Below are 12082 nucleotides of genomic sequence, written 5' to 3'. Positions count from 1 at the left end.
ATCGTAATACCTAGATGGGTCGTTAGCTCAGTCGGTAGAGCAGTTGGCTTTTAACCAATTGGTCGAAGGTTCGAATCCTTCACGACCCACCACTTATTATTCGCATTGTTGATGCCAAAATAAGTGAACATTTTTATCGTAATACCTAGATGGGTCGTTAGCTCAGTCGGTAGAGCAGTTGGCTTTTAACCAATTGGTCGAAGGTTCGAATCCTTCACGACCCACCACTTATTTTTTCAGCTGTATCTCTCTCGAATTTCCCCCTGAATGTCCCTCGTTAAACTCCAATACTGAGTACCGAATTTAATACCTTCGTTTTACTTATTCCACTGCAAAATATTTTCTAACATAATTATTGGCATTAGCAAGTTCGACTAATGCGGCATCTTTAAAAAGAAACGTATCTTGAGTTTGGTGATTATATTAAAGCTGACATTATGTGCAGTGATGATGACAACGGTGCGCTGGATTTAGGGGGGCTTTCTAGGCAGTTTTATGTACCGAGCACTATCTTATGGAAAGCTCTAATCCCACAGGGTTGTGATAAAGACTAAAAAGGAGACCTTAGGTCTCCTTTTGCATTAAGCGGATCACATATCTATAGCGTTTAATCTAACAGATTGTTTTCGCGAACATATTGTTCGAAATCTGTGCAGCCACCTATGTGCTTCTCATCGACAAAAATCTGCGGTACTGTTTCAACTGGCTTACCGACAGTTTTTTCTAAATCTGCTTTAGAGATGCCTTCTGCATGGATATCGACATATCTGAACTTAAAGTCATCACGTTTTTCAACGAGTTGCTCAGATAATTGCACAGCACGAACGCAATAAGGACAGCCTGGACGGCCAAAAATAACAACGAACATAATAGCTCCTTAGGATTACTTTAGTCGTTTTATACCATAGGCCTAAGTGAATTGATAATGTCAGCCGCGTTTATTTTCAGTTTGATAGCGACCTTGATAATCAAAATAGCTTTCGAGCAGATCCCAGCCTTTTTTATGTTTCTTCAGCAGCAAGAGATCGGGCATGCGGAATTTATCCGCGTCGCTGATTAACTCTGTCACCTTAGTGTATTTTTTCGGTTTTAATCCCGGTGTACGGCTATGGGGAAAGATGAATAAGGCATATAGGGCTCGCCACTGGGCCGGTGTTTGTAATTTAAAGCGGCGATTGAATTCATTACCGTCGATATCGAGGTACTGCACTTTCAGATTGCCGTCATCGTCGATGAGGCTCATATGCTGGCAGCGGAATAAATGATGGTGCTGCTGGCTGAGCACTTGGCGTAGGCGTTTATCGGGATCGATGAGGGTCGATTGGCAGTGCTGGCAAATGCGCGCCGCGATATCATTCTCTTCGCCGCAATCAGGGCAAGATTTAGATCTAAATCGAAAGTCGCACTGCAGCTTTTTACCTTGCTGTTCGACTATGCCCTGACAGCGGCGACCAAAGTGTTCGATAATGTCGCCATCGTCGTCTGTGAGTCCCCAGAATATATTGGCAAAATCGCATACAGGGCAATGCACTTGCACAGGTACCGATTTACTGTTGGGTTTAGCTTGGCCGACCTCGGGGAAATACAAGTCATAACCATTGGCTGCATAGTCGATGATAAGACAATCTTTTTTGCCTTCAGCGATTCGCAATCCACGACCGATCATTTGTTGAAACAGACTGACTGAGGCGGTAGGGCGCAAAATTGCAATCAAATCCACATGGGGCGCGTCGAAGCCTGTCGTCAACACAGCCACGTTGACTAAAAACTTAAGCTCTTGGGCTTTAAAGCGTTCAATCGTCGTGTCACGTTCATTGTCGTGCGTTTGTGCCGTGATAATGGCACTTTGTGCAGCGTGAGCTTGGTTGAGTATGCCAAAAATCTCATTGGCGTGACGTACCGTTGCCGCAAAAATGATAATGCCTTTTTTATGTTGGCTCAGTTCAATGAGTTGTTTCACAATCGCTGTGGTCGCGCGGCCGTAATGTCCCAGTAAATCGTTAACCTCGGCTTCGGCATATTCGCCATTCTCGTTTGTTTTAAGTTGGCTGAAGTCGTACTGGGCACTTAGGCCATCAAACAGTGTTGGCGCTGTGAGGTAACCTTGTTTAATGAGCGGCCTGATGGGTAGCTCGAACACACAATGTTCGAATACGGCATGTTCGGGAGACCCCACTTTGCCGTGATAGTGTTGCTGATAAATCCAGCCAGTGCCAAGGCGATAGGGCGTGGCGGTGAGACCGAGCAATCTCAATTGGGGATTTTTAGTGCGTAAATGGTTGAGTACTTGCTGATATTGGCTGGTTTTTTCTAGGCTGACTCTGTGGCATTCATCAATAATGACTAACGAGAACGGCTGATCGAACTGCGTTAATCCCCGCGCTGCCGATTGAATACTGGCAACGACGGTTTTTCCGTCGGTGGCTTTTTGATTGAGTCCCGCCGCATAGATACTGGCTTGTGCTGTGAGGAGGCCGACTTTCTCGGCATTTTGAGCAACTAATTCTTTCACATGGGTGAGCACTAAGACTCTACCTTTGGCGATGCGTGCCAGTTCGGCGATCACTATGCTTTTGCCCGCGCCTGTGGGCAATACAAGTACGGCGGAAGCTTGGCTTTGCCTAAAATGGGCGATGGCGGCATTAACCGCTTGTTGTTGATAGTCTCTGAGTTTGACTGACACGCTGATAAAAAATCTATGCTGAATAAAAGTGAGGCTGCAAGCTTAACATAACAGGCAAAAAAAATGCCCCTGGTTGGAGGGGCAAGCTAGAGAAAGGAGCAATCACACACTCTCTCAACAGGGTTCACTTTTAACCTGAGGTTTAAAAAGGGAGGTTCAGGTTACGCTTAGCCTATTGGGCATAGACTAAGCGTTGTGGATGTTATTCGTGACTCGGATATTACTCAGTACGATTCAAGCGTGATTCAATCAAGGTCTCGATCACAGCTGGATCGGCCAAGGTTGATGCATCCCCTAAGTTGGTCACTTCGTTAGCGGCAATCTTACGCAGGAAGCGGCGCATGATCTTGCCCGAACGAGTCTTAGGTAAGCCCGTCGCCCATTGGATGAGATCTGGCGTTGCCAGCGCACCAATTTCTTTACGAACCCACTGACGCAGCTCTTGACGTAGCTCTTCGGTTTCTTCAGTGCCGCGGGTTAGCGTGACATACGCATAAATACCTTGGCCTTTAATATCGTGTGGGTAACCAACTACCGCAGCTTCTGCAACCAGTTCGTGTGATACCAGCGCACTTTCAACCTCTGCTGTACCTAATCTGTGGCCGGATACGTTGATCACGTCATCGACGCGGCCAGTGATCCAGTAGTAGCCATCTTCATCACGGCGGGCACCGTCACCGGTAAAATACATGCCGCGGAAGGTTTTAAAGTAGGTCAGCACAAATCGTTCGTGGTCGCCATACACAGTGCGCATTTGGCCCGGCCAAGAATCGAGTAATACTAAGTTACCTTCGTTCTCACCTTCTAAAATATTCCCCATGTTATCCACTAAGGCGGGTTGAACGCCAAAGAACGGACGGGTCGCTGAGCCAGGTTTAGTATCGGTCGCGCCTGGCAGTGGGGTGATCAAAATACCGCCGGTTTCAGTTTGCCACCAAGTATCGACGATAGGGCAATGTTCATGACCTATGACTTCATGGTACCAACGCCATGCTTCTGGGTTGATAGGTTCACCTACCGAGCCCATGATCCTCAAGCTGCTACCATCGAACTTATCGAAGTGTTGTTTACCTTCTGCCATCAGCGCGCGAATTAAGGTTGGCGCTGTATATAGAATGTTCACTTTATGGCGGTCAATCATTTCGCCTAAACGGGCAGGGCTTGGATGATTCGGTACACCTTCATGGATAAGCACAGTCGCACCATTGGCGAGTGGGCCGTAAACCATGTAAGAGTGGCCAGTGATCCAACCCACATCCGCGGTACACCAGTACACTTCACCCGCTTTGTAGTCGAACACATATTCATGGGTCATAGACGCATAAACCATGTAGCCGCCAGTGGTGTGCAATACGCCCTTGGGATTCCCGGTTGAACCTGAGGTATAAAGCAAGAATAACGGCGCTTCTGCGTCCATTTCTTCTGGTTGGCAGTGCTCTGATGCGGTTTCCATCAGTGAATGCCACCACACATCACGGTCTTCTACCCAATCTACTTTGCCACCAGTACGCTTCAGCACTATAACTTTTTCAATAGTAGTGACATCAGGGTGCTTTAAGGCATCATCGATATTGCGCTTTAATGGAATTGCACGGCCACCGCGCATACCTTCATCGGAGGTAATGATGACTTTGGATTTACCGTCAATGACGCGAGAGGCGATTGAATCCGGTGAGAAACCACCGAAGACCACAGAGTGCACAGCGCCGATACGGGCACAGGCAAGCATAGCGACTGCGGCTTCTGGCACCATAGGCATGTAAATTGTGACTATATCCCCGCGGCGCACGCCTTGGCTGCGCAGTGCGTTGGCAAACTTACACACATCTGCATGTAATTCACCGTAGGTGATTTTGCGTTGTTCGCTGGCGTTATCGCCTTCCCAAATAATCGCCACGCGATCACTGTGCTCGGCTAAGTGACGGTCTAAACAGTTGGCTGAAGCATTCAGGGTGCCATCGTAAAACCAATTGATCGATAAGTTATGGTCATCAAAAGAGGTTTTTTTAATTTTGGTATAAGGTTTAATCCAATCAATACGCTTGCCGTGTTCTCTCCAGAAACCTTCAGGATTGACAATCGACTCTTGGTACATTGTTTTATATTTATCGTTGTTTACAAGTGCATTGGCAGCGATATTGCCGGAGACTTTGTAGAGAGACTGCGAGCTCATAGGGCTTCCCTTTTGAAAAATTGCGTGGACTGAGTATGGTATGCAAGGGGGCGGCAACTCCATTAGACCTTGGTCTAGTGTTAAATTTTCCTTTATATTTAGTCTGTTGCATTAAAAATCCGGCTAGATTTTAGACAGGTTTTATCGCACAATAATCAGAAAAAAGAGCAAAGTATGAATTTAACCTTAGTCGTCGCCGTTATTGCCGTCTGTTATGTCTCGCTTTTATTCCTATTGGCTTGGGGGGCGGAGCGTTGGTTTACTCAGGTCACTAAAAAGCTTCAGGTCGTGATCTATGGTCTGAGCTTAGCGGTTTATTGCTCCTCGTGGAGTTTTTTAGGCACAGTTGGGCAATCTGCTAAGGATTTTTGGTCTTTTTTACCGATTTTTATCGGCCCAATTCTGATTTTTACCTTAGGTTTTGGCATGTTACGCAAGATGGTATTAGTGTCTAAGGCGCAAAATATCACTTCCGTGGCCGACTTTATTGCCGCCCGATACGGTAAGTCTCAAACCTTAGCCGCCTTAGTCACGTTAATTGCCTTGTTTGGCATCATGCCATATATCGCCCTGCAGCTTAAGGCGATGGTGTTCAGTCTTAATTTGTTTCAACCCGCTGACGATCCCCTCGATGGCGTGACAATTCCGTTACTGATCACTTCGCTTTTAGCCATATTTGCCATTTTATTTGGTACTCGCAAACTCGATGCGACTGAGCATAATCCCGGCATGATGCTCGCGATTGCCTTTGAGTCTCTGGTGAAACTTGCCGCATTTTTGTTGGTCGGCATCGTCATCAGTTTCGGAGTGTTCGATGGTTTTGGGGATATTTGGCAGCAGGCCAATGCGCAGTCACTAATTAATTATCCTAATCCACGTATTGAAGCCTTAATGCCTGAGTTACTCGTCGGAATAGCGGCCTTTTTATGTATGCCAAGGCAGTTCCATGTGATGGTGGTGGAATGCGCCGATGAGTCCGTGTTGTCAAAGGGGCGTTGGCTGTTTCCCATCTATTTAGCGCTTTTCGGTTTATTCGTTGGACCGCTAGCCTTGGCGGGGAAGATCATCCTCGGCGATTCAGTGTCGGCCGATACCTATGTGATTAATTTGCCGCTGGCGTTAGATCAACCCTTGTTGGCTGTGATTGCTTTGCTGGGCACCTTATCTGCGGCAACGGGTATGGTCATTGTTGCTGTAGTGACTATCAGTGTGATGGTAAGTAACGAATGGCTGGTGCCAGTGATGCTGCGCACGGGTCATATCCGCGAGAAAAACTTCAGTCAGTTCTCGCACCTGTTGCTTAATGCCCGCCGCTTGGCGATCGTGATTATTCTGGGCTTAGGCTATGGCAGCTATTTGGCATTATCAGACAGTGATTCCTTGTCCCATTTAGGCATGTTGTCTTTTGGTGCGTTTGCCCAACTCGCGCCAGCTTTAGTCGGTGGACTCTATTGGAAACACGGCAATCGTGCTGGGGTATTTTTAGGACTCGGCGTGGGCTTTTCGCTGTGGTTCTACATCATGTTGCAGGGCATGACAGATGTGCAAAGCTCATCGGCGTTCTTGTCTAGTGTCGCGAGCGAGAAAGGCCTGCTAGATGCGATAACGCCTAATGTGCGTGATGCGCTGACGGCTCTTTTTGCCAATATTGCCTGTTATATTTTGGGTTCTATTTGGTTTAGAGCGGGTGTGGCTGAGCGTATTCAGGCCAGTGCTTTTGTGAGTCCGGGTAAATTGAAAAACAGCGCCAATAAGAAAAATGGTCCGATTTCACAGCAGGACTTACTGATACTGGCGAGTCGTTTCGTTAGCCCAACACGCGCCTATGAGAGTTTTAGCCGTTTCTCGATTGATGCGGTAAAAAGTGATAGTTGGCATAAAGCGGCGCCGCCGGAGTTGATTTCCCACACTGAACGTTTATTGGCGGGGGTGCTTGGCGCTTCAAGCGCAGCGCTGGTGATGGATTCCGTGCTGCAAGGGCGCGATTTAGCGCTGGATGAAGTCTTTAGTCTGGTCGATGAAGCCTCATCGAAAATCATGCTCAGTCAAGACATGTTGCGCGGCGCGATTGAGCATGCCTATGAAGGCATGAGTGTTATCGATAACGATCTCAATCTTGTGGCATGGAATTACAAATATGTGGAGTTGTATCAATATCCCGATGGATTTTTACAGCAGGGCATGCCCATCAGTGAAGTGATCCGCTTTAATGCGGCGCGGGGTTATTGTGGTGAAGGGGAAATAGAACAGCAGGTTGAGCAGCGGGTGCAGCATATGCGTAATGGCACACCGCACACTTCTGAGCGCCATCGCAGAGACGGCAAAGTGATTAAAATTCAAGGCAATCCTATGCCAGATGGCGGCTTTGTGATGACCTTTACCGACATTACTCAGTATCGCGAACAGGAGCGCGCGCTGCTCGAAGCCAATGAAACCTTAGAAAGCCGCGTTAATGAGCGAACCTATGAATTAGCCATGTTGAACAGTGAGTTACTCGAGGCTAAAGCGCAGGAAGAAATCGCCAACGCCTCTAAGAGTCGCTTCTTGGCTGCTGTTGGCCATGATTTAATGCAACCGCTTAATGCCGCGCGGCTGTTTACTGCGTCGTTATCTCAGTATCCCAATCTAGATCGTGAGGCCAGAACCACCTTATCCCATGTGAATAGCTCGCTAAAAATTGCCGGCGAGTTGCTCACCGACCTATTGGATATTTCTAAACTCGACTCAGGTATGGTGGATGTAAATCGCCGTGACTTTGCGATTTCAGAACTGATCAATGGCTTATCTGTTGAATTTGAAGCGATGGCAGCGGATAACCAAATTCGTTTTAAGATGGTCCCATGCAGCGCAACCGTTAATTCTGATCCTTCGTTACTGCGCAGAGTATTACAAAACTTTTTAACCAATGCCTACCGTTATGCTCGCGGTGGCAGAGTGTTATTTGGTTGCCGTCATCGAGGTCATTACCTTGAAATCCAAGTGTTAGACACGGGTTGTGGTATTGATGAAAAAGAAACTCAAGAAATTTTCAAAGAATTTAAGCGGTTGAATAATCCTAAGAGCAACAATGTTAGCGGCTTGGGCTTAGGTCTGGCGATTGCTGATCGCATCAGTAAAGTGTTAGAACACGGTATTCAGGTTTCGTCCCATTTAGGGCGCGGCTCGGTCTTCTCCATTTGTGTTCCGCTTGGAGAAACTGTGCGTCAACCACAAGTGAAAGCGTTGCCGTCGCTGCTGCAGCCGTTATCGGGTATCAAAGTGTTGTGTATCGACAACGAAGAGGCCATTTTAGCTGGATTAGAAAGCCTATTAAGCCGCTGGCAGTGTGAGGTTATCTGTGCAAAAGATTTATCCGATGCACGCATTAAACTAGGACTGAAAGGCGTCGCGCCTGATATTGTGCTCGCGGATTACCATTTAGATGATGGCCAAAATGGCGTCGATGCGATGGACGGTATTCGCGCGCTTTATGGACAAGATTTACCCGGCATTTTGATTACCGCCAATACTCGCAAAGAGCTGGTGGAAGATGTGCAACGCCGCGGCTATCACTATATGGCGAAAATGATAAAACCTGCCGCGCTACGTGCCTTGATTTCTAGCTTGGTAAAATAAGCTTGGTATACGTGTTCGGTAACATGAGTTTTGTGACGTCGGCACGTTTAACGAAATGCCAAGATAATCGCGTAATTTTTTATGCGGCTTATCTTGGCTAAACGGTTTGACACAGGTTTGTGGGTGTAACTAAATACATGACTAGAGTTTGAATACGGCCAGTTTATTGTTTAAATTCAGTGATAATTCGGCCAAACTTTCACTTTCTTGAGCCAAATAAGTTGCCGATTCAGAGACTTCGAGCGCTGAGTTATTAATCCCGCACACGTTTCTGTTCATGTCTTCTGCGACCACACTTTGTTCTTCTGCGGCGGTGGCGATATGGGTTGCCATGTCACTCACATGTTTTATATGAGCAACGATAAGCGATAAATCCTTCCCCGCTTTTGCCGATTGACTCACACTGTTTTCTGCCAAAGCTCGGCTTGCATCCATTGCCTTAGCGGCGCTCACGGCCCGTTGTTGCAATAATGAAATCGTGTTTTGAATTTCTTCGGTCGATTGCCTAGTGCGACTTGCGAGTTGCCTCACTTCATCGGCGACTACAGCGAACCCTCGCCCTTGCTCGCCAGCGCGGGCGGCTTCAATTGCCGCATTCAGTGCCAGCAAGTTGGTTTGGTCTGAAATCGCGCTGATAACAGAGGTGACCTCGCTGATCTGCATGACTTCCTCTTTAAGCATATTCACTTGATCCGTCGCTTGCTCCACTTCTTTGGCAAGAGCATGAATACCATCTACGCTGGCGTGAACATCTTGGTCGCCAAGGCCAGCTTCCCAAGTGGCTTCTTTGGTATCTTTGGCTGTGCTCTCCGCATTATTCGCGACATCGGCGATAGTGGCGCTCATTTCATTCATGGCTGTGGCAAGTTGGGCGAGTTGATCCCGCTGATTATTTACCGCTTGATTAGTTTCCTCTGCAGTTGAGGCGATACGAGCCGAGGCCTGTGCAACATTGTCAGCGCTATGACTCGCTTGAAGTAAAGTGCTACGAATGGAGTCTATGCTTTGGTTTATATTGTGGGCTAAGATGCCAAGTTCATCTTTACCATAGATTTTTAGCTGAGTTGTTAAATCACCTTTTGTGATGGCGAGCATAGCCAGATTCACATCATCCAATGGCTGAGTAATAGAGCGGCTAATGGCATATCCTAGCCAAGCCATAAGCACAATAATGACAAATGTAATGCCTCCCATGGTGAGGTATTCATTCCAAATGGTGGCTTCGATATCTTGGAGTAACATACCTGAGCCTAAGATCCAGCCCCAAGGTTTAAATCCCATGACAAGTGAGATTTTTTGCGCTGATTTGCCATTCGCTGTCGTCCAGCGGTATTCGACTAATCCTTGTTTGCCATCACGGCCGAGTTCGACCATTTCGAACCAATAATTCTCTTCGCCTCGATTACCCATTTGTTGGCCAACCAGTTCTTTTTTGATGGGATGAACGATAACGTGCCTCGATTCATCAATCACAAACAAGTAGTTATCACCATCAAAACGCATGTCGTTTAACATGTCTTTAGCGGCTTGCTGTGCTTGCTCTAGGGGTAGCGATTGCGACAACGCTTGGATACGGCTACTGGCGAGGGATAATACGGCATTAAGTCGTGCTTCACGCTCTGCCATCAGGTTGTGCTTGAGGGCTGTGACGGAAATAGTGAGTAAAATTAAGGCACCTGCGAGGGCGATAATGAGCTGTAGTGCGAGTTTTCGATTAACGGGGATGTCAGCGAGTTTGAACATATGCTCTCCTTTTCTTTGTGTAGCGATTTAAGCCATTCCCTCTGCTCAAGTTGTTGTCAGCTTTTGGCGAAAGATATGTTGTGTAAAGTGAGTGATATAAGCATCGTTGGCTTTGATAAAATTTCCAGTTGGCGGATTAAATAAATGCACTAAATTACAGGGTTTTAATGGAAATTGTGAGCAATATTGCAATTGCAACCTTAGCGCGTTTATCTATCGAGAGGATGCGAGATTCGAACAAGGGAAGGGGCTGCTGAGTACTGATATAAGCCAGGCAGTTCGAACCCCTAGCGCACAGTGCGCAGGGGTTCGTTTATTTGAGAGCCTATGTAAGTTGAAGGCTTATTGAGTTGAAAGAGCGTTAAGCTAAAAGATGGTCAAGCGCTAAAGCATTAACCGTGGCTGATAAGCTGCGGCTCAAGACTTTTTGATACCGCGCTAATACCTGCTGCGACTTGCTTCATCGCACTGGTGAGTTGGCTTAATTGTGCTGAGCTAATGATATAGGGCGGCATGATATAGATAAGGTTGGCGAAGGGACGCACCCAGACGCCTAAATCGACAAATTGCTGCTGTAACTCAGCGGTATTGACGGGTTCGTGCATCTCTAACACGCCGACAGCGCCGAGCACGCGCACATCTTTTACGCTTGGCAAATCAATCGCATCGTTAAGTTCAACGCGCATTTGCTGCTCGATAGCGGCCACTTGCGCTTGCCATTCATTACGGTTAATTATGTCTAAGCTTGCACACGCCGCCGCGCAGGCCAGCGGGTTGCCCATAAATGTCGGACCATGCATAAACACGCCCGCAGGAGATTGGCTGATTCCTTGGGCAACTTTATCGGTACATAGCGTTGCCGCTAGGCTGATATAACCGCCCGTCAGCGCTTTGCCTAAACATAAGATATCAGGGGTAATATGGGCGTGTTCATAGGCAAAAAGCTTACCTGTTCGACCAAAGCCAGTGGCTATTTCATCTAAGATCAGCAGGACATCAAATTCATCACATAGGGCACGAAGACCCGCTAAATAATCTGCGCTGTAGAAACGCATACCGCCAGCGCCTTGCATTATCGGCTCTATAATCACTGCGGCAATATCATGGTGATTAATGCTTAATATGTCGCGCATTGCGGTTAAATCATCGGCTTGTAAGGCTTCGCCAAAGGCGGTTTGTGGCGCGGGCACAAATGATTGTTTCGTAAGCGCATCGCCAAACATAGTGTGCATGCCGCCTTCGGGATCGCATACGCTCATCGCGGCAAAGGTATCGCCGTGGTAACCCTTCTTAACGGTAAGAATGCGTTGTTTTAGCGGTCGCTCTTCTCCATGTACACTTTGCCCTTGCCAACTCTGACCTTGCCAATATTGCAGCGCCATTTTAATTGCCACTTCGACTGAGATAGATCCAGAGTCGCACAAAAAGACCTTTGTCAGCGGTTCGCAGGTCATAGCGATAAGTTTTTTACACAGTTCAATGGCGGGTTCATGGGTGATACCGCCAAACATCACATGGCTCAGTTGATGCAACTGTTTTTCCATCGCGGTTAATATCTTGGGATGTGCATAACCGTGCACACAGGCCCACCACGAGCTAGTCCCATCGACCAGCTTGCGGCCATCGATGAGTTCAAGCTCGCAGCCTTTGGCGCTGTGTACACCAAAAACAGGAAGAGATCGGGTCATTGAGGTGTAAGGATGCCAAATATGGGCGCTATCAAAGTCAAAATCGAGTAAATTGCGCATAAATGCTCACTTTTTTGGTGATAAAGTAGCCATTAGTAAACTGGGTTCACTGGTTGGCGTTGACAGTTTAAGGGCTGAGGTTATCCTAGCCAAGATAAAAAACAGAATAAAAAGGGTGTT

6 protein-coding genes and 2 tRNA genes are annotated in these 12082 nt (G+C 47.3%); 3 read left to right on the top strand and 5 right to left on the bottom strand.

Annotated elements, in window-relative coordinates; genetic code table 11:
* Positions 1 to 16: 16 nt before the first annotated feature.
* Together L5L97_RS19815 and L5L97_RS19810 are read left to right on the top strand one after the other, a co-directional pair.
* Positions 17 to 92 (top strand) — tRNA-Lys (locus tag L5L97_RS19815).
* Between the two features lie 59 nt (positions 93 to 151).
* A tRNA-Lys gene (locus L5L97_RS19810) sits at positions 152 to 227 on the top strand.
* A gap of 380 nt (positions 228 to 607) precedes the next feature.
* Here L5L97_RS19810 and L5L97_RS19800 read toward each other — a convergent pair.
* From L5L97_RS19800 to acs, 3 genes are all read right to left on the bottom strand, one after another.
* Positions 608 to 868 carry a GrxA family glutaredoxin gene (locus L5L97_RS19800; protein ID WP_028760344.1) on the bottom strand — a complete coding sequence of 87 codons (261 nt, stop codon included), beginning with the start codon at positions 866 to 868 and terminating at the stop codon, positions 608 to 610.
* A gap of 60 nt (positions 869 to 928) precedes the next feature.
* Entirely contained in the window at positions 929 to 2683 is a 1755-nt protein-coding gene (locus L5L97_RS19795; protein ID WP_263181060.1) for a DEAD/DEAH box helicase, read from the bottom strand.
* Positions 2684 to 2903: 220 nt separating this feature from the next.
* Complete coding sequence (acs, locus tag L5L97_RS19790) at positions 2904 to 4856, bottom strand: acetate--CoA ligase (protein ID WP_263177326.1); 1953 nt, start codon at positions 4854 to 4856, stop codon at positions 2904 to 2906.
* Positions 4857 to 5030: 174 nt separating this feature from the next.
* On the opposite strand from acs, the gene L5L97_RS19785 reads away from it, so the two are divergent.
* Positions 5031 to 8471, top strand: a complete 3441-nt coding sequence (locus L5L97_RS19785; RefSeq protein WP_263181058.1) for a PAS domain-containing hybrid sensor histidine kinase/response regulator — start codon at positions 5031 to 5033, stop codon at positions 8469 to 8471.
* Between the two features lie 141 nt (positions 8472 to 8612).
* On the opposite strand, the gene L5L97_RS19780 is transcribed toward L5L97_RS19785, so the two are convergent.
* Positions 8613 to 10214: a methyl-accepting chemotaxis protein gene (locus L5L97_RS19780; protein WP_173496542.1), complete on the bottom strand. Its 1602-nt coding sequence runs from the start codon at positions 10212 to 10214 to the stop codon at positions 8613 to 8615.
* A gap of 392 nt (positions 10215 to 10606) precedes the next feature.
* Positions 10607 to 11962, bottom strand: a complete 1356-nt coding sequence (gene bioA / locus L5L97_RS19775; RefSeq protein ID WP_263181057.1) for an adenosylmethionine--8-amino-7-oxononanoate transaminase — start codon at positions 11960 to 11962, stop codon at positions 10607 to 10609.
* Between the last annotated feature and the right edge of the window lie 120 nt (positions 11963 to 12082).

Source organism: Shewanella sp. SM71 (assembly GCF_025653905.1).
Lineage (GTDB): Bacteria > Pseudomonadota > Gammaproteobacteria > Enterobacterales > Shewanellaceae > Shewanella > Shewanella oncorhynchi.
This window is presented reverse-complemented; position numbering and strand designations above follow the sequence as displayed.

Coding starts and splice junctions, on each gene's coding strand:
- L5L97_RS19800 (WP_028760344.1), bottom strand. CDS start 868: ATGTTCGTTGTTATTTTTGGCCGTCCAGGCTGTCCTTATTGCGTTCGT.
- acs (WP_263177326.1), bottom strand. CDS start 4,856: ATGAGCTCGCAGTCTCTCTACAAAGTCTCCGGCAATATCGCTGCCAAT.
- L5L97_RS19785 (WP_263181058.1), top strand. CDS start 5,031: ATGAATTTAACCTTAGTCGTCGCCGTTATTGCCGTCTGTTATGTCTCG.
- L5L97_RS19780 (WP_173496542.1), bottom strand. CDS start 10,214: ATGTTCAAACTCGCTGACATCCCCGTTAATCGAAAACTCGCACTACAG.
- bioA (WP_263181057.1), bottom strand. CDS start 11,962: ATGCGCAATTTACTCGATTTTGACTTTGATAGCGCCCATATTTGGCAT.